We start from the raw sequence: 23,094 nt of genomic DNA on the forward strand, positions 1-23,094 counted from the left end.
GACGTATCTAAGATCTTATCTATTGAGAGTGAGGCAATTAATTGCCCGCGTCAAATCATTGCTGTGCATCTTTGCGTGGCTGACGCAGCACTTCATTAATCTGTGGTTTATCCACCGGGCCAGTGATGTGATAGCGCAGAATGGAGACTTTGCTCCACAGCGGCCCCAGCACTTTACTGGCGGCAAACACCGCCGCGCCGACAATCGGGTTAACGGCAAAGGCCGCCGCCACGCCCACGGTCGCCGAAATCTCCGGTGCCACCACGGCTTCCATATCCAGTTCACGGCGCACCAGATTGACGGAGCCTTTCATGGCGATATCCGCTTCCAGCCCGTCAACCAGCGTATCGTCGGTGTGCAGAACGCCGTCTTTGATCCACGCGGTGCTGCGAATGGAGTCGAAGTAGAAGCCTTCATTAAAGGTATCGCTGAAGTCAAAGCGCAGCTTACGCAGCAGGGCGTCGAAACTGAGTAAACGCAGCAGCTGCCCGGCATGGCCGGTACTGAGATCGGCGATTTCACCTTTCCCCAGTTGTACTTTAAGAATGCCGTTCAGCGAGGCTTCGTCAGGCTTCCACGGCATGTCGCGCCAGTGCAGATCGTAATCCACGTCAAATGAGGAACCGCGAACCGGTGTCGTAACGCCGAAATAGTTTGCGGCCGCATCCAGCTTTCTCCCCTTAACTTGCCCCTTCAGAGAGGTGCGCTGCTCGCGGGTGCCGTTAACCCACTCGCCGTTGGCGGTCAGGCGTCCGAAGCCGGTATCAATCAGCCCGCCTGCCAGACTCAGGGTATCGCCCTTAATGGTGAAGTCGCCATTAATACGGCCATACTTCTGCCCCCACAGCCAGCACTCGGCACAGCGCAGCTGTAAGTCAGGCCAGCCGCTAAAGTTGATTCGCGTGGTGCTGGCTAACGGCGAGACGTTATTCCCTTTTCCACCAGTGACGGTGGCCGGGTTGTAATAGAGATAGCGGATATCTGTCTGCCAGGGCGCATTATCACGCATCAGCAGGCTGGCGTTGATCTCCCGCCCCTGGGCCTCAACTTTTGAACCGTTAATGGTGGGCTGCGAGACGATGCTCAGGTTATTCCACTGCTGGCCACCCAGCGTCAGGGCTGGCGTGCGTACCGTGATGTGCTGCGGGAACTGCGCCGCATCATCCACATTTTGCCCCACTCCGCGCTGGAAAAGCGCCAGCCATTCTGCCCCGTCCATCGGCGGAAGATTGAGCTCCACGCCCGCCTGTTCTGGCAGCGGCGGCAGCGTACGGCTGTCGGTGGTCCAGATAGCGCGGTCCAGCGTCAGCTTGCGGTTCAGCAGCCAGCGGCTGTTAAAGTGATTTTTTCCGCCGGCGTTGCCGGTCAGAATGAAGCTGTTGAGATCCCCGTCGACGTTCAGCTTCACCGGCAGCGGCTCGCCCGCGCTCTTGTTCAGCGGGGAAGGCAGATCGCTGCTGACGCTCTTCAGGTCGCTACTGATATCCACCTTGTAATGCGGGTTGCCACGGTAAGGCAGATCGATCGCCACTTTGCCGTTCCACGGCACGCGGCCTTCAAGGGACTGGCTGACCACTTTTGGCAGCACGTCCATCCGCGCGGGCTGCCAGCTGGCATCCATATTGACGGCCACCTGGTAGGCTTTCTCGCCTTCGGTAGTTGAGAAATCGATATTCACCGGCTGGCTAAACCAGTTCGCGGTCAGCGGTCCACTTTTCAGATCGCCGTTCACAAAGCTGAACTGGCCGGTCAGATTTTTTAGCGTGCTGTTCAGCGGCTTAATGAACAGGCTGTTGTTTTTCAGCCTGACGTCGCCTTCAGCGGTGGTCATGGTGCCGTCCAGCGGGATGTCGAGATGTAAGCGAGCATTCACATCACCATCAAGCTGGAGTTGCTGGAGCGTGGCGCCCAGTGAGTCGTCTAACGGCGTCTCTTCGAAGTACGGGCCAACCGCTTTACCGGGCCCGTTGATATCGGCGTCGATCAGCAGTTTTTCTTTGGAGTAGTCGGGGATCACCGCGGTCAAATTGCTGGCCTTCACGCCGCCCAGCGCCACGCCGTCGGTTTTCATCCACAAGCCGTCGTTGATGAAATTAAGCTCAATATCGAGGTTTTTCAGCGCCGGCCAGTCAGGCTGGAAGGCATAGGTGGCGTTACGTAGCGGCACCAGCACCTGGAACTGACCTTCGTTGTGCTTATAGGGGAACAGATGCGGGTTGCCGCCATAGGCCAGGGTCGCGCTGTCCGCCTGACCGCCCTGAATGGCGCCGCTCAGGTAGTCCACCAGCGCTTTGCCCATCAGGTTTTCAGGAAAATAGCGCCAGGCCTGGGAGCCGTCATCGGTGCTGATGCCCGCCAGGATCCCCAGCCAGGGTTCATCCCCCGCCGGCTGCAGATAGCGGAAATCGCCCCGGGCGTGCACCGCTTTCGCTTTTACGTCGATGTCGCGCCCGTCGAGCTGGAACCCTTTCTCATTCTTCAGCCAGTGAAGGGTCGCCGTGCCTTTTTCGATCTCCAGCGGGGCGCGGAAGACGGTTTCATACGGCATTTTCGCATCGTTCATCTGGGCCACAAGGCGGCCATCTTCCATGCTGCCCTCCAGGGTGCCGCTGAAATGCTCGGCCCCCGGCAGCATCTGCCACTGCTTCCAGGCGAGATCGGTCCAGGCGATGTTAAAGCGGGTCTTTTCCGTTGCCTGCAGCGGGATATCCAGCGCCAGGGCGTTAATTGCCCCAACCGGCTGAGTAGCCTGCCAGACTTCACCCAGCGCCGGAGAGAGTTTCGCCGCAAGGGTCCGCAGCCCGTCGAGACCAGACAGCTCCAGATTGCTGGCGCGAATGCGCAGTTCATCGCTGCGTTTGCTGTTGGTTCCGCCCACGTCCTGCTCAGGGATCCAGGCGAGCGACAGCGCTCCGCGCGGCCATGCTTTATCGTCCAGCGTAATGCGGGTATCCGGAATGGCAAACTGCCAGCCCTCTTTCTCGCGAGTCACGTGCGCGGTGAGGTTATCAACAGAGAGCGCATGCTGGCGCGTTTTACCCGGCCAGGTGGCGCCTCCCTGCTTCAGCCAGAGATCGCCGCTGGCGAACTGGCCGTTGGTGAGGGTCATCCAGCCTTCAATGCTGAAGCGCGCGGTTTCGAGCTGCATGTTCTGCTGCAGCCACTCCCCCAGCCAGGGTTTGACGTCAACGTCGTCGGCCTGCATCCAGACTTTGCCGTTATTCAGCAGGCCGTTGTCGTCACGCAGATCCATGCGCACCTGCATCACGCCGTGCTGTCCGTTCAGGCTGGAGAGACTCACCTGGCCTTCGGCACGATGGCGCTCTTTGCCGTTAAGCCAGGTTAACTGGGGGATCGCCAGTTCGGCGCGCTGCCCTGAAAGGGTGATAAAGCTGATACGGCTGTCGCGCAGATCAAAATGATCGAACTGGCGCAGGAACAGATCGCTGACGCGGCTTGCTTCGAAGCCCTCGCCCTGTTCGTTGCTGCGCAACGGGGAATTGGTCAGAAACTGCAGCTGATAGAAGGTTAGATCGCGAAACTGCCAGCGCAGGTGCAGCAGGCTTTGCCATACGTCCAGCGCCAGGGTCAAACGACTGATTTTAAGGTGGCCGCCGTCTTTCAGCTGCGCGTTGATATCGCGCACTTCAAGGGTCGGGCCAAAATTCTGCCAGCTTGCGTTAAGCTGGCCTGCCGTAATGGGTAAGCCGGTTGCGGACTCTATCTTTGCCAGCAGCTGCGGGCGCCAGTTGTCCAGATGCGGCAATGCGAGACGCAGCCCGCTTACGAGCAGCGCGACAATCACTATCAGCGTTGCCCCTGTAAGCAGTAAAATCCCCGGCAGTCGCCTCACGCCTCTCTCCTTGTCAGCCGTTTCTCGCAGCACGCTGCGTTTTACATCATCACCACGTCAAACTGCTCCGGGTTATAGAGCGGTTCGATTTGCACTTTTACCTGTTTGCCGACAAAGATTTCCACTTCCGCAAGGGCATGTGACTCTTCCCCTTTCAGGGCTTCCGCCACCGAAGGAGAAGCATAGACCAGGAAACGGTCGGAGTCGTAGGCGTGATGCACGCGGACGATCTCACGCATGATCTCATAGCAGACCGTTTCAACCGTCTTCACCGTGCCGCGGCCATGGCAGGTCGGGCACTCGTTGCACAGCACATGCTCCACGCTTTCGCGGGTGCGCTTGCGGGTCATTTCCACCAGCCCAAGCTGGGAGAAGCCGTTTATGCTGGTTTTGACGCGATCTTTACTCAGCGCCTGCTCCAGCGAATGCAGCACGCGGCGGCGGTGGTCTTCATTACTCATATCGATAAAGTCGATGATGATGATGCCGCCCAGATTGCGCAGACGAAGCTGGCGCGCAATGGCCTGCGTCGCTTCAATGTTGGTATTGAAAATGGTGTCGTCCAGATTGCGATGCCCGACAAACGCCCCGGTGTTGATATCCACTGTGGTCATCGCTTCGGTCTGGTCGATAATCAGATAGCCGCCGGATTTAAGCTCAACCTTACGCTCCAGCGCGCGCTGGATTTCGTTCTCGACGTCGTACAGATCGAAAATCGGCTGGCGCCCGGTGTAGTGCTCCAGCAGGCCCGGCATTTCAGGAATGTACTCGGCGGTGAACTCGAGCAGCGCGTCATAGGTCAGACGGGAGTCAACGCGGATGCGGTCCAGCTGGGCATCGGCAAAATCGCGCAGGACGCGCTGGGCCAGCGCCAGCTCACCGTACAGCTGATAGCGAGTCTGGTTGCGTTTTTTACGCTCCATCACTTTGGTCCAGACACGTTTCAGGTAGGCGGCATCCGAGGCCAGATCTTCTTCGCTGATCCCCTCTGCGGCGGTGCGAATAATAAACCCGCCCTGCTCGTCGCAGTAAGCGCCTACGACTTTTTTCAGCCGCTCGCGCTCGCTTTCGCTCTCAATACGCTGAGACACGCCAACATGTGAAGCGCCAGGCATAAAGACCAGATAACGGGAGGGTAAAGTGATGTCGGTGGTCAGGCGTGCGCCTTTGGTGCCCAGGGGATCTTTCACTACCTGCACCATCAGATCCTGGCCCTGACGCACCAGCTCGGAGATATCACGGACGGTGAACTGCTTTTGCTCTTCTCCTGCCACACATTCGGTGTGCGGCATGATATCCGAGGCATGCAGAAAGGCCGCTTTATCGAGTCCAATATCTACAAATGCCGCCTGCATACCCGGTAGTACACGACTGACACGACCTTTGTAGATATTGCCTACGATTCCGCGTCGCGCTTCACGCTCAATATGGATTTCCTGAAGAATGCCGCCATCAATGTAGGCCACACGGGTTTCCGATGGCGTTACGTTTACCAACAATTCAGCCGTCATAATTATCCCTTCCCTCACGCAGTGAGTTAAAATTGCCCAGCAACTCATACGTTTCCACCAGCGGTAAGCCGACTACGGCGTGATAGCTGCCATTGATCTTCCTGACAAAACAGCCACCCAACCCTTGAATACCGTATGCACCTGCTTTATCCATAGGTTCACCGCTGGCGATATAGCCGGCGATATCCTCATCAGTGAGTACTCTGAACGTGACATCAGTGACAACCAGACAGTCCAGTACATGCTGACTGTCTGCCAGCGCGACGGCGGTCATCACCTGATGCGTTTGTCCGGACAATTTGCGCAGCATTTTGAACGCTTGCTCGCTGTCGTGCGGTTTCTCGAGGACTTCACCGTTGAGGATCACGATGGTATCTGCGCCCAGCACCGGTAAATCACGCGGCACCTGCGCCAAGCCTGCCTGCGCTTTCTCCCGCGCGAGGCGGGAAACGTACTGTTGCGCGCTTTCGCCCTCAGCACGTTTTTCTTCAATGCCGGTAACGATACGTTCGAAAGCGATACCCAGTTGAGTGAGTAACTCCTGACGACGCGGGGAGCCGGAAGCGAGATACAAAGACGTCATAGAAACCTTTTATTGCACGGCAAATTGCTGGCGGATCTTACGCATCAGCAGGAATAACCATGGCCAGAGCACACCGTTAACTACACTACTCCAGAACACTTCCGGACGGAAAGAGACGTTGATCACTAAAAACTCTGCCCAGAAAACAATGATATCCGCGGCCATGGATAACAACATCACCACCAGCGCCTGTTGCCAGAGCGCCAGATTACGAAAGAGCTGGAATTTCAGTGCGACCAGGTATGCGATGATACTCATGGACAGCGCGCGTACACCAAGCGTCGAGCCACTGATCAGATCCAGTATGGCACCCATCACAAAACCTGTGCCCACATTTACGCGGTGCGGTAAGGCGAGGATCCAGTAGAGCAAAATCAGCAGCACCCAGTTTGGCCGGAAAACGAGAAGGTCATCCGGCCAGGGCATGACTTGCAGCAACAGCGCGATCAAAAACGAGAGCCAGATAACCCAGCGTCCCTGGCTACGGTAGCTTGCCACTATTGCCCTCCCGGGGAGAGTTGCGGTGGCGGCGGCGCATCAGGCGGTGGCTGGGTCAGCCCTGTTGCCGGCGCAGGAACTGGCGCTGGCGGCCCCATTGAGTTTGGCGCAGGCAAAACCTGCGGCATCATCTGCATCAGGCGTTCGTTCGCCACGCGATGTACATCTTCCGGCGTCATGGGATTGCTGCCGTTACGATCGGCCCCCCACAGCAACAGCAGATAGCGCAAGCGCTGCAGGCCTGCCGTAGGACGTGCCTGAATCACGGTGTAGGCACGCTGGGTGTCCAGCTTCACGGAGGAGACCACCCCAACCGGATAGCCTTCCGGGAAACGCCCACCGAGACCGGACGTTACCAGTACATCGCCAACGCGAATATCGGTATTCGCCGGCAGATGCTCCAGCTGCAGATCGTCGGTACAGCCGTTACCGGCTGCGATCACGCGGATGTCGTTGCGCAGAACCTGTATCGGCAGCGCATGGGTCGCATCGCAAATCAGCAATACGCGGCTGGTGAGCTTGGCAACGGCCACCACCTGGCCGACGACGCCTTTATCGCTGATAACGGGTTGGCCTTCGTACACGCCATTGACGCTGCCCTTGTCGATGACCACCTGATCGCTGTAAGGATCGTTAACGGTGGAGATCACCTGGGTCACCATCTTCTGCTCATCCTGACGCAGCGGGGAGCCCAGGAGTTCGCGCAGGCGGGCATTCTCCTGCTTATACTGGCCCAGCATCAGCAGTTCGCTGTTTTTCAGCAGCAGTTCCTGACGTAACGCGCGGTTTTCAAGTTCGAGTTGATCGCGTGAGGACAGGGTTTGTGAAACGCTGTCGAGTAATTCACGGGGACCATTTGATACAAAGTAGAAAGGACTGACGGCGGTATCCATGTATGTTCTGATCTGGCTGAACATACCGAGGCGGCTATCGGCAATAATGACACCAAGCGCTACCAACACCCCAAGGATCAGGCGAAACTGTAGCGACGGGCCACGGCTAAAAATTGGCTTCATAGGCTATGCGTACTCTCGCGTCAGAGAGAAAGGGTAGCCATCCGCTACCCTTTCACACCTGACTACTCTTCGCTGAACAAGTCGCCGCCGTGCATGTCGATCATTTCCAGCGCCTTGCCGCCGCCACGGGCTACGCAAGTCAGTGGATCTTCAGCAACTACGACAGGAATACCTGTCTCTTCCATCAACAGGCGGTCGAGGTTACGCAGCAGCGCACCACCACCGGTCAGAACCATACCGCGTTCGGAGATATCGGAAGCCAGTTCCGGCGGGCACTGCTCGAGGGCAACCATGACGGCGCTGACGATACCGGTTAACGGCTCCTGCAGCGCTTCAAGGATCTCGTTGGAATTCAGGGTAAAGCCACGCGGAACGCCTTCCGCCAGGTTACGGCCGCGAACTTCGATCTCGCGCACTTCGTCACCCGGGTAAGCAGAACCGATTTCGTGCTTAATACGCTCTGCGGTGGCTTCACCGATCAGAGAGCCGTAGTTACGGCGAACGTAGTTGATGATCGCTTCGTCGAAGCGGTCGCCGCCGATACGTACGGAAGAGGAATAAACCACGCCGTTCAAGGAGATAACGGCCACTTCTGTGGTACCGCCACCGATATCCACAACCATAGAACCGGTCGCTTCGGAAACCGGCAGGCCGGCACCGATTGCTGCAGCCATTGGCTCTTCAATCAGGAAAACTTCACGCGCACCAGCGCCCTGAGCGGATTCACGAATAGCACGACGTTCAACCTGAGTAGCGCCAACCGGCACACAAACCAGAACACGTGGGCTCGGACGCATAAAGCTGTTGCTGTGCACTTGCTTGATAAAGTGCTGAAGCATTTTCTCGGTCACGAAGAAGTCAGCGATAACGCCGTCTTTCATCGGACGGATGGCAGCGATATTACCCGGCGTACGGCCAAGCATCTGCTTAGCGTCATGGCCTACAGCCGCTACGCTTTTCGGTGAACCAGCACGATCCTGACGAATGGCCACAACGGAAGGCTCATTCAGTACGATGCCTTGTCCTTTTACATAAATGAGGGTATTCGCGGTACCCAGGTCAATGGACAGGTCATTGGAAAACATGCCACGAAATTTTTTCAACATACTAAGGGATAATCCTGAAAGCTGGGGCGGAAAACAAAATCCGCTTACTTTACCAACCACACGCAGCAGCGACAAGGCGCAAAAATCGCCTGCTACGGTGAAAATTTGTGCAGCACGTTTCCTTTGTTACAAATCGTCGCCTGACTCCCTCAGGGCTGAGAAAAAACAGCGTTCCTCACGTTCATTTGTAATCCGTTAAAGGTCGTTCACTGTCATTTTGCTCGTCATACATCACGCTACAGGCGCGATATTCTACGTGAAAACTCACCAAACGGCAGGTTAAACAGAGTATCTTTGCGAATATTTTTTCACATTGCTGTCAAGAGGCTGAGAGGCTGCAAAAAAATCCCCCTGACCCCCTGCCACGCCGCGCTCTGTCAACGTCTGCCATTCCGTTCGCGACCGTACGCCTGTAGCAAATACACGTGTTTGCGTTCCCTTGCACGCTTCCACCAGACTCTGCACCAGCAGCTGGTTTTCCGTGCGTTTTTCGATATTCCTTACCAGCCCCGGATGCAGCTTGAGTAACTCCACCTCCAGCGCCTTGATCCAGCTGGTGCTGACCAGCGTTAAACCCGCCTGCGTAACCGCCACGCGCGCGCCCAATGCATTCATCAACCGAACGACCGGCTGTAACCGACTGATGTGTTGACCAACATCCGCCTCTGCAAGTTCAAAAATAATCCGTTTACGCTGCGATTTTTCACACTGCATCAGCACATCTCGTAGCCAGCGCTGGAACCGCGGGCGGATCAAAGACTCTACCGTTACCTGCAGGGCCAGGTGCTCTTCAGGCCAGAAGGATAAGAATGGTATCAATCTGGAAATTTGCTGGCGGTCATACTCTTCGGACAGGCCAAACTGCAGTACCATCGGCAGATACTCCGCTGATATCACCTCTTCGTTACCGTCGAAGATCCGACAGAGCAGCTCCCGGTGATGGACCTGGCCGCTGGTCAGCACCGCCGGTTTTTGATAAATCCGCGGCCCGCCGCGGCTGAGCATCTGTTCTATTAAGGTTCGCCAGCGCACGTTGCCGCGCCCTTTTTCGGGCAGGGAGTCATCATAAACCGCCCAGCCGTTTGCCCCCTGCAACACCGCGTTGCGGGTGGCGGCTTCGGCATGCTCCATCACCTGTTCAGTTGACTGGCCGCCGCGCCAGGCGCAAATGCCGATATGCACCATGTCATCACGGTCGAGCATTTTGCTCGGCGGCAGCGCATCCACCGATTTCAACAGCAGGCCGGCAATGCTTTCAGACTCTTTCAGAGTGCGGTGCGGCAGCAACACGGCGTAATCACTGCGGTGATAGCGCGCCAGCAGTGCGCCAGGGTAGCGCATAATAAAGGTGGAGAGCATATTGATGAGCGTAAACAGGTGCTCCTCGGCAACCGCCCGCCCCCAGTTATCTTTTAGCAGATCGAAGTCCGGCAGACGGACAATCATCACCACTCCGTGCGTACCCACGTTCTCCTGATCTTCCAGCAACGTCCCCAGCTGATTATCAAAGAACAGGCGATTATTGAGGCCGGTTTTGTTGTCCTGGGCGGCATAGGAGCGGATAAGCGTATCAATGCGGCTACGCTGGTCGCTGGCAAACTGAATTTCGGACAGCAGGACGTCCAGCGCACTGCTGGTGCGTGATGGCCATTCATAAACTGAGCCACGCACCTGCGCGCCGCGCTCCCCGTTGAGGATCCGCGCTGACCGCGACTCCAGTAGCTCCTGCCCGGAGAGCTGACGCCGCAGCCAGCGCACCGCCAGGAAGATCAACACCACTACGAAGAATACCGCCAGGGTGAGCGGTGCGGTGGTCATCATTGAACGAAAATAGGTGGTCATTGGGTCCTGATAGACCAGGCTTATTGTCAGGCCGGGGTTTTTCAGGGAGGGAACGGTGAGCTCGAGGGTCTGGGGAGGAGAACCTGCCTGGCGGTAAGATGTTTGCCCGGTATGTCTTAACAGGATGTGATCGCCCTGCTTAATCTCCACCCGCGTGATATCCACCGGGGCCATCAGCTCATCCAGTTCACGGGAAAGTTCCGGAAAGGGTGTGCTGACAAGGCGGGCATCAATCACCGACGCCACGGAATGAACGCGGTTCGCCAGCTTCCCCTGGATCGCATTATAGAAACTGAGCGAGCAGCCGATGAAGGTGACAAAAATGGTCACCCCGGTAAGCAAGGAGATAAAAGCGGAGAACTTCGTCGATAATCGCATCCTTGAGATTACTCCGTGAGTTGGTGAGGACAGCAAGTGAGCACTAACTTGCAATACGGCATCGGCATACTACCAAATCCGGTGTATCTGGCAATTTATTGCGTTAAATCGGCATCGCATGTCATTGAGCGAGTATAGTCTTCAAAAATTTTTTTCCAATCATCATCCCAGGTAAGGAATTCGTATGCAGGCTTTGATCTTAGAACAGCAGGAAGGCAAAACTCTTGCATCAGTGCAATCTATTGAGGAGAGCCGTCTGCCTGAAGGTGCCGTGACCGTTGACATCGACTGGTCCAGCCTTAATTACAAAGACGCCCTCGCCATCACGGGTACGGGCAAAATCATCCGTAATTTCCCAATGGTTCCAGGTATCGATTTTGCCGGGCGCGTACACGCAAGTGAAGATCCGCGTTTTCACGTTGGCCAGCAGGTGCTACTGACCGGCTGGGGCGTGGGTGAGAATCACTGGGGCGGGCTGGCGGTACAGGCGCGCGTCAATGGCGACTGGCTGGTGCCAATGCCTGACGGGCTCGATGGCCGTAAAGCGATGATCATCGGCACCGCCGGTTTTACCGCGATGCTGTGCGTGATGGCGCTGGAAGAGGCCGGCGTACGTCCTGAATCCGGTGAAGTGGTGGTGACAGGTGCCAGCGGCGGCGTCGGCAGTACGGCGGTCGCGCTGCTGCATAAGCTGGGCTATCAGGTGGCGGCGGTGTCCGGCCGTGAAAGTACCCATGACTACCTGCGCACCCTCGGCGCCAGCCGTATTCTCGGCCGGGATGAGTTCAATGACACCCGTCCGCTGGAAAAACAGATCTGGGCCGGGGCCGTTGATACCGTGGGCGACAAAGTGCTGGCGAAAGTGCTGGCGCAGATGAACTACGGCGGCTGTGTGGCGGCCTGCGGTCTGGCGGGCGGCTTTGCCCTGCCGACCACGGTGATGCCGTTTATTCTGCGCAACGTCCGTTTGCAGGGGGTGGATTCAGTGATGACTCCGCCAGCGCGCCGCGCCCAGGCCTGGGAACGACTGGTTCGCGACCTGCCAGCCGCCTTCTACGACCAAAGCGCCACCCAGATTAGCCTTGAACAGGCACCGGAGTACGCCGCGAAGATCATCAATAACCAGATCCAGGGCCGTACCCTGGTGAAGCTGGCTTAATCTTCAAATTTTCGTGACATATTCGCTTTAACCCCGCTCCTCCGTCATGCTTAGAAAAATGCATGACGGAGGAAGCCATGAAAGTGAAACCCCTGACGGAAGCCGATATCACCGCGGAATCCGTTTTTATGCTCAAGCGCCGCCAGATCCTGAAGATGCTGGGGATTGGTGCCGGTGCGCTGACGCTCTCGCCCCTCGCCCAGGCCGATCTGCTGGACTGGTTTAAGGGCAACGATCGTCCAAAAGCGCCCCCCGGCAAGCCCCTCACCTTTACCCAGCCCGCACAGTGGCAAAGCCAGCTTGCGAAGACCCCTGAAGAGAAAGTGACGGGCTATAACAACTTTTATGAGTTTGGTCTGGATAAAGCCGACCCTGCGGCCAACGCCGGAAGCCTGAAAACTAACCCCTGGACGCTAAAAATCGACGGCGAAGTGGCAAAACCGCTAACCCTGGATTATGACGATTTAACCACCCGCTTCCCGCTGGAAGAGCGCATCTACCGCATGCGCTGCGTCGAAGCCTGGTCGATGGTGGTGCCGTGGATTGGTTTTCCGCTGCACAAACTGCTGGCCCTGGTGGAACCCACCAGCGATGCGAAATACGTTGCCTTCCAGACCCTGTACGCGCCGGAAATCATGCCGGGCCAGAAAGACCGGTTTATTGGCGGCGGGCTCGATTACCCGTACGTGGAAGGGCTGCGTATTGATGAGGCAATGCATCCTCTCACGCTGCTCACCGTCGGCGTGTATGGTAAAGCGCTCCCACCGCAAAACGGCGCCCCTGTTCGCCTGACTGTACCCTGGAAGTATGGCTTCAAAGGGATTAAATCCATCGTCAGTATCAAGCTGACCCGCGAGCGTCCGCCAACCACCTGGAACCTTGCCGCACCGAACGAATACGGTTTTTACGCTAACGTGAACCCGCATGTCGATCACCCGCGCTGGTCGCAGGCCACGGAGCGCTTTATTGGCTCAGGCGGTGCGCTGGACGTGAAGCGCCAGCCTACACTGCTGTTTAACGGCTATGCCGACCAGGTCGCGTCACTCTATCGCGGCCTCGACTTAAAGGAGTTTTTCTAAGTGCGTCTGACGGCAAAACAGATTACCTGGCTGAAAGTGGCCCTGCATCTTGCAGGGTTGCTTCCTTTTATATGGCTGTTCTGGGCTGCCAGCCATGGCGGTTTCAGCGCCGATCCGGCAAAGGACATCCAGCATTTTACCGGCAGAACCGCGCTGAAGTTTTTACTGGCGACTCTGCTGGTTTCGCCGCTGGCGCGCTACGCTAAACAGCCTCTGCTGATCCGCACCCGCCGCCTGTTAGGCCTGTGGTGCTTTGCCTGGGCAACGTTACATCTCACCAGCTATGCGTTGCTGGAGCTGGGCATTAATAATCTGGCCCTGCTGGGGAGCGAACTGGTGACCCGTCCCTACCTGACGCTCGGGATTATCAGCTGGATAATTTTGCTGGCATTAACCCTCACCTCCACGCAATACGCCCAGCGAAAATTGGGAAGGCGCTGGCAACTTCTGCATAATTTTGTCTACCTTGTCGCGATCCTCGCCCCTGTCCACTACCTTTGGTCAGTGAAAATTCTCTCGCCACAGCCGATCGTCTACGCCGTGCTGGCTGGCCTCCTTCTGGCATGGCGTTACAAGAAGTTTCGCCAGTGGTGGCGATAAGGAGCGAAAACGTGCGTATTCCCGCAGATCTTTTACCCATCCCGGGTATTTATCCGAATGCTGTTGATAATCTTCCCTGATAAGACCAGTATTTAGCTGCCAAATGCTACGAAATCGTTATAATGTGCCACTTTGGTTTCCCCGACGGGTTTTTCATAGCCTGAGAGGGTGACAATCGCGCATCGAAGGTATATTTTGTTTTTTACCGTAGATTCGCAGGAGATAGCGGCACAATGGCTGACAAGTTTCACATCTTAGTTTTGAACGGACCGAACCTGAATATGCTCGGCACCCGTGAACCCGAGAAGTACGGCACGCTGACGTTAACCGAGATTGTTAAACGTCTGGGTAGCGAAGCAGCGGCGCTTAATGTGGAACTTGACCATTTTCAGTCAAACGCGGAGTACGCACTCATCGACCGAATTCATCAGGCTAAAGACACCACGGACTATATCCTGATCAATCCGGCCGCGTTTACGCACACCAGTGTTGCTATTCGCGACGCGCTGCTGGCAGTGAGTATCCCATTTATTGAGATCCACCTCAGCAACGTGCATGCGCGGGAGCCGTTCCGCCACCACTCCTACCTGTCGGATATCGCCGCTGGCGTCATCTGTGGTTTGGGGGCTGACGGTTATTCATTCGCTTTACAGACAGCGGTAAAACGCCTGTCACAATCACACTAAACAAAGAGTACGGAACCCACTCATGGATATTCGTAAGATTAAAAAACTGATCGAGCTGGTTGAAGAATCAGGCATCTCCGAACTGGAAATTTCTGAAGGCGAAGAGTCTGTACGCATCAGCCGTGCAGCGCCAAACGCAGGCTTCCCGGTTATGCAACAAGCTTACGCTGCACCAATGATGCAGCAGCCAGCTCTGTCTAACGCTGTCGCGCCAGCGGCTACTCCAGCAATGGAAGCGCCAGCAGCAGCGGAAATCAGTGGTCACATCGTACGTTCCCCAATGGTTGGTACTTTCTACCGCACCCCGAGCCCGGACGCTAAAGCGTTCATCGAAGTGGGCCAGAAAGTTAACGCGGGCGATACCCTGTGCATCGTTGAAGCCATGAAAATGATGAACCAGATCGAAGCTGACAAGTCAGGTACTGTGAAAGCGATTCTGGTCGAAAGTGGTCAGCCGGTTGAATTTGACGAGCCGCTGGTCGTCATCGAGTAACGAGGCGAACATGCTGGATAAAATTGTCATCGCCAACCGCGGCGAGATTGCCCTGCGAATCCTTCGTGCCTGTAAAGAACTGGGCATCAAGACTGTCGCTGTGCACTCAAGCGCGGATCGCGATCTGAAACACGTATTACTGGCGGATGAGACGGTCTGTATTGGCCCGGCTCCGTCCGTAAAAAGCTATCTGAATATCCCGGCAATCATCAGCGCCGCTGAAATCACCGGTGCGGTGGCTATTCACCCGGGTTACGGCTTCCTCTCTGAGAATGCCAACTTTGCTGAACAGGTAGAGCGTTCCGGCTTTATCTTCATCGGCCCGAAAGCTGACACCATTCGCCTGATGGGCGACAAAGTGTCTGCGATCACCGCTATGAAGAAAGCAGGCGTCCCTACCGTACCCGGTTCCGACGGCCCACTGGGCGACGATATGGATGCTAACCGCGCCCATGCAAAACGCATTGGCTACCCGGTAATCATCAAAGCGTCCGGCGGCGGCGGCGGTCGTGGTATGCGCGTTGTGCGCAGCGACGCTGAACTGGCCCAGTCCATCTCCATGACCAAAGCGGAAGCAAAAGCAGCTTTCAGCAATGACATGGTGTACATGGAAAAATACCTCGAAAACCCACGCCACATCGAAATTCAGGTGCTGGCAGACGGTCAGGGTAACGCTATCTATCTGGCAGAACGTGACTGCTCCATGCAGCGTCGTCACCAGAAAGTGGTCGAAGAGGCACCAGCACCGGGCATCACCCCGGAACTGCGTCGCTACATCGGCGAGCGTTGCGCGAAAGCCTGTGTGGATATCGGCTATCGCGGGGCAGGTACTTTCGAGTTCCTGTTTGAAAACGGCGAGTTCTACTTCATCGAGATGAACACCCGTATTCAGGTTGAACACCCGGTTACCGAAATGATCACCGGCGTTGACCTGATCAAAGAGCAGCTGCGTATCGCTGCGGGTCAGCCGCTGTCCATCAAGCAGGAAGAAGTGATTGTCAAAGGCCATGCGGTGGAATGCCGTATCAACGCCGAAGACCCGAACACCTTCCTGCCAAGCCCGGGTAAAATCACGCGTTTCCACGCGCCGGGTGGTTTTGGCGTGCGCTGGGAGTCTCATATCTACGCCGGTTACACCGTACCGCCGTACTATGACTCAATGATCGGCAAGCTGATCTGCTATGGCGAATCCCGTGACGTGGCGATTGCCCGCATGAAGAACGCCCTGCAGGAGCTGATCATCGACGGCATCAAAACCAACGTCGATCTGCAGATGCGTATTATGACTGACGAGAACTTCCAGCATGGTGGCACCAACATCCACTATCTGGAGAAGAAACTCGGTCTTTACGAAAAATAAGCATAAATAAGCAGCAAAAGGCCGGATAATCCGGCCTTTTTTATTTCTGGGGGTTGCGAAGCTCCATAAGGTACAATCCCCGCTTTCTTTTTCCACAAGGGACAAAAAATGGACAAGCGTTTTGTTCAGGCCCATAAAGAAGCGCGATGGGCGCTGTGGTTAACCCTTCTTTATCTTGCTGCATGGTTAGTGGCCGCTTACTTACCTGGCTCTGCAATAGGTATCACCGGTCTGCCCCACTGGTTTGAGATGGCCTGCCTGCTCATCCCGCTGGTGTTTATTGTGCTCTGCTGGGCGATGGTGAAATTCATCTATCGCGATATTCCGCTGGAGGATGACGATAATGCAGCTTGAAGTGATCCTGCCGCTCGTCGCGTATCTGATTATTGTTTTTGGCCTGTCCGTCTACGCTATGCGTAAACGCACAACGGGCACGTTCCTGAACGAGTATTTCCTGGGTAGCCGATCAATGGGCGGCATTGTGCTGGCGATGACCCTGACCGCCACCTATATCAGCGCCAGCTCCTTTATTGGCGGCCCGGGTGCGGCCTATAAATATGGCCTGGGCTGGGTGCTGCTGGCGATGATCCAGCTGCCCGCCATCTGGCTCTCGCTGGGTATTCTGGGCAAAAAATTCGCCATTCTGGCGCGTCGCTATAACGCGGTGACCCTCAACGACATGCTGTTTGCCCGCTATCAGAGTCGCCTGCTGGTCTGGCTGGCCAGCCTGAGCCTGCTGGTGGCCTTCGTGGGTGCCATGACCGTGCAGTTCATTGGCGGCGCGCGCCTGCTTGAAACCGCAGCCGGTATTCCCTATGAAACGGGGCTGCTGATTTTTGGTATCAGTATTGCGCTGTACACCGCCTTTGGCGGCTTCCGCGCCAGCGTGCTCAACGACACGTTGCAGGGCATGGTGATGCTGATAGGTACCATCGTGCTGCTGGTGGGTGTGGTCCATGCGGCTGGGGGGTTAACCCACGCGGTGGAGACCCTGCAGACGATCGACCCGAAACTGGTTTCACCGCAGGGTGCGGACGACATTCTTTCCCCGACCTTTATGACCTCCTTCTGGGTGCTGGTCTGTTTCGGGGTGATCGGCTTACCGCACACCGCCGTGCGCTGTATCTCCTATAAAGACAGCAAAGCGGTGCACCGCGGAATTATTATCGGCACTATCGTGGTGGCGATCCTGATGTTCGGTATGCACCTTGCGGGAGCCCTTGGCCGGGCGGTGATCCCGGACTTAACCGTGCCGGATCTGGTTATCCCCACCCTGATGGTTAAAGTGCTGCCGCCCTTTGCTGCCGGGATCTTCCTTGCCGCGCCGATGGCTGCGATCATGTCGACAATTAATGCCCAACTGCTGCAAAGTTCCGCTACGATCATTAAAGATCTCTACCTGAACATGCGCCCCGAACAGATGAATAACGAGCGCCGCCTGAAGCGCATGTCCGCTGCAATCACCCTGATTCTGGGCATGTTGCTGCTGCTGGCCGCCTGGCGACCGCCAGAGATGATCATCTGGCTGAATCTACTGGCGTTTGGCGGCCTGGAAGCCGTGTTCCTCTGGCCGCTGGTACTGGGCCTTTACTGGGAGCGCGCCAATGCTGCCGGCGCGCTGAGCGCGATGATCGTCGGGGGTGTGCTGTATGCCGCGCTCGCCTCCTTTAAGATCCAGTACCTGGGCTTTCATCCGATTGTGCCTTCGTTACTGCTAAGTTTGCTGGCGTTTGTGGTGGGGAACCGTTTCGGTCAACCCACTCCGCAGGCGGCCGTCATTTCTACTGATAAATAAAGAGTTTTGCCATGCCGTGGATCCAACTGAAACTGAATACAACTGGCGCTAATGCCGAAGAGATGAGCGATGCGCTGATGGAGGCCGGTGCGGTCTCAATCACCTTCCAGGACACGCATGATACGCCGGTGTTTGAACCGCTGCCGGGGGAAACGCGCCTGTGGGGCGATACCGACGTTATCGGTCTGTTTGATGCTGAAACCGACATGGCCGAAGTTGTTGCCATCCTCGAAAACCATCCGCTGCTGGGCGCAGGCTTTGCGCATAAGATCGAGCAGCTGGAAGACAAAGACTGGGAACGCGAGTGGATGGATAACTTCCACCCAATGCAGTTCGGCAAGCGTCTGTGGATCTGTCCGAGCTGGCGCGACGTGCCGGATGAAAATGCGGTAAACGTAATGCTCGATCCGGGCCTCGCGTTTGGCACCGGCACGCACCCGACCACCTCTCTGTGCCTGCAGTGGCTGGACGGTCTGGATCTGGACGGTAAAACGGTGATCGACTTTGGCTGTGGCTCCGGTATTCTCGCCATCGCCGCCCTCAAACTGGGTGCAGCAAAAGCCATCGGGATCGACATCGATCCGCAGGCGATTCAGGCCAGCCGCGATAACGCCGAACGCAACGGCGTCTCCGATCGTCTTGAACTCTACCTGCCGAATGACCAGCCACAGGCCATGAAAGCCGATGTGGTGGTCGCTAACATTCTGGCTGGCCCTTTACGTGAACTGGCACCGTTAATCAGCGTCCTGCCTGTTGAGGGCGGTCTGTTAGGCCTTTCCGGTATCCTTGCCAGCCAGGCTGACAGTGTATGCGAGGCGTATGCCGACCTCTTCACGCTCGATCCGGTCATGGAGAAAGAGGAGTGGTGCCGCATAACCGGTCGTAAAAAATAGAGCGTGACAGGTTTGCCTGTTTTTTAAACCCCTCCTATGGTTAAAGACCAGGCAACCTATTGATAAAGATCATGTTCTAAAATGCGACGCAGATCGCAAAGAAGCAGGAAAATCTGCTGTTAAAAACAGCAGATTATTCGGCTTAGGGTTTCATTATTTGAGAAAAAACGAGAAGTTTTAGGAAATTGTAAGCGACCACAAAATCACCACTTCTATTTAAGTGAATGATTTATATCGCATATAATTTTGGCTGTTGTGCTTTGTCCCTGATTCCATGATCTGTAACAGGGGATTGTTCAAAGTTTGGCCTTTCATCTCGTGCAAAAAATGCGTAAGATACGCCGCCTTGCAGTCACAGTATGGTCATTTCTTAACTCATGCGCATCGGAAACCACCAGCTCAGAAATCGCCTGATCGCAGCACCTATGGCAGGTATTACCGACCGACCATTCAGGACGCTGTGCTATGAGATGGGAGCAGGCTTAACCGTTTCAGAGATGATGTCGTCTAACCCGCAGGTTTGGGAGAGCGATAAATCCCGTCTTCGGATGGTGCACATTGACGAACCAGGTATCCGCACCGTGCAAATCGCCGGGAGCGTGCCTGAAGAGATGGCAGACGCCGCGCGTATCAACGTGGAGAGTGGTGCCCAGATTATTGATATCAATATGGGTTGCCCGGCCAAAAAAGTGAATCGCAAGCTTGCAGGTTCAGCCCTTCTGCAATACCCCGACCAGGTGAAGTCAATCCTGACGGCGGTTGTCAGCGCAGTGGACGTTCCTGTTACGTTAAAGATTCGCACGGGTTGGTCGCCGGATCACCGTAACTGTGTAGAGATTGCCCAACTGGCCGAAGACTGTGGCATTCAGGCCCTGACCATACATGGACGCACCCGCGCCTGTTTGTTCAACGGTGAAGCTGAATACGACAGCATTCGGGCAGTTAAGCAGAACGTTTCCATTCCGATTATCGCGAATGGCGACATTACTGACCCGCTTAAAGCCAGAGCTGTGCTCGACTATACAGGGGCTGATGCTCTGATGATAGGACGTGCGGCTCAGGGAAGACCCTGGATCTTTCGGGAAATCCAGCATTATCTGGACACTGGGGAGCTGCTTGCCCCGCTGCCGCTGGCAGAGGTTAAGCACTTGCTATGCGCACATATTCGGGAACTGCACGACTTTTATGGTCAGGCTAAAGGGTACCGAATCGCGCGTAAACACGTATCCTGGTATCTCCAGGAACACGCTCCGGATGACCAGTTTCGGCGCACATTCAACGCCATAGAGGATGCCAGCGAACAGCTGGAGGCGTTGGAGGCATACTTCGAAAATCTTGCGTAATGAAATAAAGAGCTGACAGAACTATGTTCGAACAACGCGTAAATTCTGACGTACTGACCGTTTCCACCGTTAACTCTCAGGACCAGGTAACTCAAAAGCCCCTGCGTGACTCGGTTAAACAGGCACTGAAGAACTATTTTGCTCAACTGAATGGTCAGGACGTCAACGACCTGTATGAGCTGGTACTGGCTGAAGTTGAACAGCCCCTGTTGGACATGGTGATGCAATACACCCGTGGTAACCAGACCCGTGCTGCTCTGATGATGGGCATCAACCGTGGTACACTGCGTAAGAAACTGAAAAAGTACGGCATGAACTAATTTCGATTAGCTAAATGCTTGTTTAAAAAGGCGCTACTCGGCATGGGGACGCGCCTTTTTTTATGCCCCGCTTACCTGCGTTTTTTACCCCCCTTCACGCCGTTATCCCCTGAAACGTAAACATCCGTCTGCCCACTTCTCAGCCGCTCATTTTCGTGTATATTTCCTGCACTCTTGTCAATCGTCCCCGGAATTCCCGAATGATCCGTAAGTATTGGTGGTTAGTCGTCTTCGCGATTAGCGTTTTCCTTTTCGATGCGCTGTTAATGCAGTGGATTGAGTTGATCTCTACGGAAACGGACCAATGCCGCAACATGAATTCGGTTAATCCACTCAAGCTGGTCAATTGCTCAGATCTGGATTAAGCACCCGATTTTCCTCGAAAATTGTGCGGGTTTAAAACCCTTTGAGGCATTTCCATTGGATGATAATGTCTCAGCCCGTCTCACCCGGTATCACGTAATACCCCACTGTGTATGAGTTGATGAGATCATGCTGGTTAGCCAATACGACCAACTTCTTGTGGTTATCTCCTTTGTAGTCGCGATCCTTGCATCCTACACCGCACTGAATATGGCAGGACGGGTTGCCGGCAGTACCGGCGTTGCGGCCCACGTCTGGCTGACTGGCGGAGGTATCGCCATGGGGATCGGGATCTGGGCCATGCACTTTATCGGCATGCTGGCGATGGATATCTCCATGCGCATGAACTACGACCTGCTGAAAACTGCCCTCTCCATGCTGATTGCCATCGGCGCCTCGCTGTTCGCCCTCTGGCTGGTGAGCCGCGACCATTTACGCAGGCGGCGCTTGTTTACCGGCGCGGTGATCCTGGGCGCAGGCATTGTCGCGATGCACTACACCGGCATGGCGGCGTTACAGGTTGAGCCTGCTATCGTCTGGGATATGCGCTGGGTTGCGCTGTCGGTGGCTATCGCCCTCTTCGCCTCGCTGGCTGCCCTTTGGCTGACGTTTCGTCTGCGTCGCGATGCCGCCCAGGTCGCGCTGATGCGCGCGGGCGCCGCCGTGTTGATGGGCGTTGCCATAGCCGGCATGCACTACACCGGCATGAAGGCCGCCCAGTTTCCGGTACAAATGCACATGCATCATCAGGGGGTCAACGGCAGTTGGCTGGCGGTGCTGGTGAGCGTCGTCGCGCTCTCTATTCTGGGTATTACGCTGCTGGTCTCAATGTTTGATGCCCGACTGCAGGCCCGCACCTCCCTGCTCGCCTCATCGCTGGCGGAAGCCAACCGCGAGCTGGCACAACTGGCACTGCACGATACGCTGACGCGCCTGCCGAATCGCGTGCTGCTGGAAGACCGTCTCGATCAGGCGATCAACAAAGCCGATCGTGAAGGGAAGCTGTTTGCCCTGCTGTTTATGGACCTTGATGGCTTCAAAGCCGTCAACGATGCCTACGGGCATGATACGGGTGACAAGCTGCTGGTAGCGGTGACGGAGCGTCTGGAACAGCCGCTGAAGGGCCAGTACACCCTCGCCCGTATTGGCGGCGATGAGTTTGTGCTGCTCGCCGAGATCGACACGCCGAACGATGCCGCCACGCTTGCCAGTTCGCTGGTGCATGTCATCGATCAGCCCTTCAGCCTTGAGCTGTATGATCTGATGGTAACCCTCAGCGTGGGCATTGCCATCTATCCCCACGATGGCAAAAACCAGCGTGAGCTGATGTTTAATGCCGATGCGGCGATGTATCACACCAAGCATATGGGACGTAACGGCTACCACTTTTTCCAGCCGTCGATGAATACCCTGGCGCAAACGCAGCTGCAGCTGATGAACGATTTGTGGCTGGCGCTGGAGCGTAATGAACTGCATCTGGTTTATCAGCCAAAGTTTCAGGCACCGGTTGGCCCCATTGTCGGCTTTGAAGCCCTGCTGCGCTGGCAGCATCCTGCGCAGGGTCTGTTATCTCCCGAGCAGTTCCTGCCCCTGGCGGAAAAGAGCGGGCTGATCATTCCTATCGGCAACTGGGTGATTGATGAGGCCTGCCGCCAGCTGCGCGCCTGGCATCTTGAAGGCCACACCGAATGGTCGATGGCGGTGAACCTCTCCACGCTGCAGTTTGAGCAGCCCCAGCTGGTTGAGACGGTTATGGGCAGCCTGGCACGGCACCGTATTCCGCCGCATACCCTGATTCTGGAAGTGACCGAAACCACGGCCATGAACAATCCCGATGAGAGCGTGCGGGTGCTGACGGAACTGACGCAGGCAGGCGTAAAAGCCTCTATCGATGATTTTGGTACTGGCTATTCCAGCCTGCTGTACCTGAAAAAGTTGCCCGCCTGCGAGCTGAAAATCGATCGGGCATTTGTGAAAGATCTCAACGGCGCGGGTGACGATGCGACTATCGTATCTGCCATTGTGGCGCTGGCGAAGACGCTTAATCTGAAGGTGGTTGCCGAAGGGGTAGAAACCGAAGAACAGCAAAACTTTTTGACCGAACTGGGATGCAGCACGCTGCAGGGCTACCTGCTGGGTAAACCTGTCCCGGCGCAGACCATCAACGCCCTGAGCCACGATCCGCAGGCGATGCTGGCACAGCAAATATAATGCGA

At 56.1% G+C, this 23,094-nt stretch carries 20 protein-coding genes; 13 read left to right on the forward strand and 7 right to left on the reverse strand.

Annotated elements, in window-relative coordinates:
• Window positions 1–55: 55 nt before the first annotated feature.
• The 7 genes from yhdP to csrD all read right to left on the reverse strand — a co-directional run bounded on the left by yhdP (window position 56) and on the right by csrD (window position 10,787).
• Entirely contained in the window at window positions 56–3,853 is a 3,798-nt protein-coding gene (gene yhdP / locus NB069_RS19755; protein WP_250586333.1) for an AsmA2 domain-containing protein YhdP, read from the reverse strand.
• A gap of 41 nt (window positions 3,854–3,894) precedes the next feature.
• A complete protein-coding gene (gene rng / locus NB069_RS19760) occupies window positions 3,895–5,364 on the reverse strand; it encodes a ribonuclease G (RefSeq protein WP_039030638.1) in 1,470 nt (489 codons plus the stop codon).
• Entirely contained in the window at window positions 5,354–5,947 is a 594-nt protein-coding gene (locus tag NB069_RS19765; RefSeq protein WP_250586335.1) for a Maf family protein, read from the reverse strand. The genes rng and NB069_RS19765 overlap by 11 nt, the downstream gene beginning before the upstream one ends.
• A 9-nt stretch (window positions 5,948–5,956) precedes the next feature.
• A complete protein-coding gene (gene mreD, locus NB069_RS19770) occupies window positions 5,957–6,445 on the reverse strand; it encodes a rod shape-determining protein MreD (protein ID WP_250586337.1) in 489 nt (162 codons plus the stop codon).
• On the reverse strand, window positions 6,445–7,461 hold the full coding sequence (gene mreC, locus NB069_RS19775) for a rod shape-determining protein MreC (protein ID WP_250586339.1): 1,017 nt from the start codon (window positions 7,459–7,461) through the stop codon (window positions 6,445–6,447). Before mreC ends, mreD begins: the two co-directional genes overlap by 1 nt.
• Before the next feature lie 62 nt (window positions 7,462–7,523).
• The gene (mreB, locus tag NB069_RS19780; RefSeq protein WP_000913396.1) at window positions 7,524–8,567 is read right to left on the reverse strand and encodes a rod shape-determining protein MreB; all 1,044 of its coding nucleotides are present in this window, start codon (window positions 8,565–8,567) and stop codon (window positions 7,524–7,526) included.
• A 279-nt stretch (window positions 8,568–8,846) separates the two neighbouring features.
• The gene (gene csrD, locus NB069_RS19785; RefSeq protein WP_250586341.1) at window positions 8,847–10,787 is read right to left on the reverse strand and encodes an RNase E specificity factor CsrD; all 1,941 of its coding nucleotides are present in this window, start codon (window positions 10,785–10,787) and stop codon (window positions 8,847–8,849) included.
• Between the two features lie 184 nt (window positions 10,788–10,971).
• Here csrD and acuI point away from each other — a divergent pair, with 184 nt between their 5' ends.
• The 13 genes from acuI (at window position 10,972) to NB069_RS19850 (ending at window position 23,089) form a co-directional block, all read left to right on the forward strand.
• A complete protein-coding gene (gene acuI / locus NB069_RS19790) occupies window positions 10,972–11,946 on the forward strand; it encodes an acrylyl-CoA reductase (NADPH) (protein ID WP_250586343.1) in 975 nt (324 codons plus the stop codon).
• Window positions 11,947–12,023: 77 nt separating this feature from the next.
• Window positions 12,024–13,025, forward strand: a complete 1,002-nt coding sequence (msrP, locus tag NB069_RS19795; RefSeq protein ID WP_250586345.1) for a protein-methionine-sulfoxide reductase catalytic subunit MsrP — start codon at window positions 12,024–12,026, stop codon at window positions 13,023–13,025.
• Window positions 13,026–13,625, forward strand: coding sequence for a protein-methionine-sulfoxide reductase heme-binding subunit MsrQ (gene msrQ, locus NB069_RS19800; RefSeq protein ID WP_250586347.1), 600 nt, complete (start codon window positions 13,026–13,028; stop codon window positions 13,623–13,625). It begins immediately after the preceding gene.
• A gap of 233 nt (window positions 13,626–13,858) precedes the next feature.
• Window positions 13,859–14,311 carry a type II 3-dehydroquinate dehydratase gene (gene aroQ, locus NB069_RS19805; RefSeq protein WP_250586349.1) on the forward strand — a complete coding sequence of 151 codons (453 nt, stop codon included), beginning with the start codon at window positions 13,859–13,861 and terminating at the stop codon, window positions 14,309–14,311.
• Between the two features lie 22 nt (window positions 14,312–14,333).
• A complete protein-coding gene (accB, locus tag NB069_RS19810; protein ID WP_142487299.1) occupies window positions 14,334–14,804 on the forward strand; it encodes an acetyl-CoA carboxylase biotin carboxyl carrier protein in 471 nt (156 codons plus the stop codon).
• A 10-nt stretch (window positions 14,805–14,814) separates the two neighbouring features.
• Entirely contained in the window at window positions 14,815–16,164 is a 1,350-nt protein-coding gene (accC, locus tag NB069_RS19815; RefSeq protein ID WP_250586351.1) for an acetyl-CoA carboxylase biotin carboxylase subunit, read from the forward strand.
• Window positions 16,165–16,272: 108 nt separating this feature from the next.
• Entirely contained in the window at window positions 16,273–16,518 is a 246-nt protein-coding gene (locus tag NB069_RS19820; protein WP_250586353.1) for a YhdT family protein, read from the forward strand.
• Window positions 16,508–17,959 (forward strand): sodium/pantothenate symporter, encoded by a 1,452-nt coding sequence (panF, locus tag NB069_RS19825; protein WP_250586355.1) that lies wholly within the window; start codon window positions 16,508–16,510, stop codon window positions 17,957–17,959. The genes NB069_RS19820 and panF overlap by 11 nt, the downstream gene beginning before the upstream one ends.
• An 11-nt stretch (window positions 17,960–17,970) precedes the next feature.
• Entirely contained in the window at window positions 17,971–18,852 is an 882-nt protein-coding gene (gene prmA, locus NB069_RS19830; RefSeq protein WP_250586357.1) for a 50S ribosomal protein L11 methyltransferase, read from the forward strand.
• Window positions 18,853–19,229: 377 nt separating this feature from the next.
• Complete coding sequence (dusB, locus tag NB069_RS19835) at window positions 19,230–20,195, forward strand: tRNA dihydrouridine synthase DusB (protein WP_250586359.1); 966 nt, start codon at window positions 19,230–19,232, stop codon at window positions 20,193–20,195.
• Between the two features lie 23 nt (window positions 20,196–20,218).
• A complete protein-coding gene (fis, locus tag NB069_RS19840; RefSeq protein WP_000462905.1) occupies window positions 20,219–20,515 on the forward strand; it encodes a DNA-binding transcriptional regulator Fis in 297 nt (98 codons plus the stop codon).
• Between the two features lie 200 nt (window positions 20,516–20,715).
• The gene (locus NB069_RS19845) at window positions 20,716–20,880 is read left to right on the forward strand and encodes a DUF2556 family protein (protein WP_250586361.1); all 165 of its coding nucleotides are present in this window, start codon (window positions 20,716–20,718) and stop codon (window positions 20,878–20,880) included.
• Window positions 20,881–21,007: 127 nt separating this feature from the next.
• The gene (locus NB069_RS19850; protein ID WP_250586362.1) at window positions 21,008–23,089 is read left to right on the forward strand and encodes a putative bifunctional diguanylate cyclase/phosphodiesterase; all 2,082 of its coding nucleotides are present in this window, start codon (window positions 21,008–21,010) and stop codon (window positions 23,087–23,089) included.
• Window positions 23,090–23,094: the final 5 nt, after the last annotated feature.

It is taken from the genome of Leclercia adecarboxylata (assembly GCF_023639785.1).
GTDB lineage: Bacteria > Pseudomonadota > Gammaproteobacteria > Enterobacterales > Enterobacteriaceae > Enterobacter > Enterobacter adecarboxylatus_D.

Coding starts and splice junctions, on each gene's coding strand:
- rng (WP_039030638.1), bottom strand. CDS start 5,364: ATGACGGCTGAATTGTTGGTAAACGTAACGCCATCGGAAACCCGTGTG.
- NB069_RS19765 (WP_250586335.1), bottom strand. CDS start 5,947: ATGACGTCTTTGTATCTCGCTTCCGGCTCCCCGCGTCGTCAGGAGTTA.
- mreC (WP_250586339.1), bottom strand. CDS start 7,461: ATGAAGCCAATTTTTAGCCGTGGCCCGTCGCTACAGTTTCGCCTGATC.
- mreB (WP_000913396.1), bottom strand. CDS start 8,567: ATGTTGAAAAAATTTCGTGGCATGTTTTCCAATGACCTGTCCATTGAC.
- csrD (WP_250586341.1), bottom strand. CDS start 10,787: ATGCGATTATCGACGAAGTTCTCCGCTTTTATCTCCTTGCTTACCGGG.
- acuI (WP_250586343.1), top strand. CDS start 10,972: ATGCAGGCTTTGATCTTAGAACAGCAGGAAGGCAAAACTCTTGCATCA.
- msrP (WP_250586345.1), top strand. CDS start 12,024: ATGAAAGTGAAACCCCTGACGGAAGCCGATATCACCGCGGAATCCGTT.
- aroQ (WP_250586349.1), top strand. CDS start 13,859: ATGGCTGACAAGTTTCACATCTTAGTTTTGAACGGACCGAACCTGAAT.
- accB (WP_142487299.1), top strand. CDS start 14,334: ATGGATATTCGTAAGATTAAAAAACTGATCGAGCTGGTTGAAGAATCA.
- accC (WP_250586351.1), top strand. CDS start 14,815: ATGCTGGATAAAATTGTCATCGCCAACCGCGGCGAGATTGCCCTGCGA.
- NB069_RS19820 (WP_250586353.1), top strand. CDS start 16,273: ATGGACAAGCGTTTTGTTCAGGCCCATAAAGAAGCGCGATGGGCGCTG.
- panF (WP_250586355.1), top strand. CDS start 16,508: ATGCAGCTTGAAGTGATCCTGCCGCTCGTCGCGTATCTGATTATTGTT.
- prmA (WP_250586357.1), top strand. CDS start 17,971: ATGCCGTGGATCCAACTGAAACTGAATACAACTGGCGCTAATGCCGAA.
- dusB (WP_250586359.1), top strand. CDS start 19,230: ATGCGCATCGGAAACCACCAGCTCAGAAATCGCCTGATCGCAGCACCT.
- fis (WP_000462905.1), top strand. CDS start 20,219: ATGTTCGAACAACGCGTAAATTCTGACGTACTGACCGTTTCCACCGTT.
- NB069_RS19845 (WP_250586361.1), top strand. CDS start 20,716: ATGATCCGTAAGTATTGGTGGTTAGTCGTCTTCGCGATTAGCGTTTTC.
- NB069_RS19850 (WP_250586362.1), top strand. CDS start 21,008: ATGCTGGTTAGCCAATACGACCAACTTCTTGTGGTTATCTCCTTTGTA.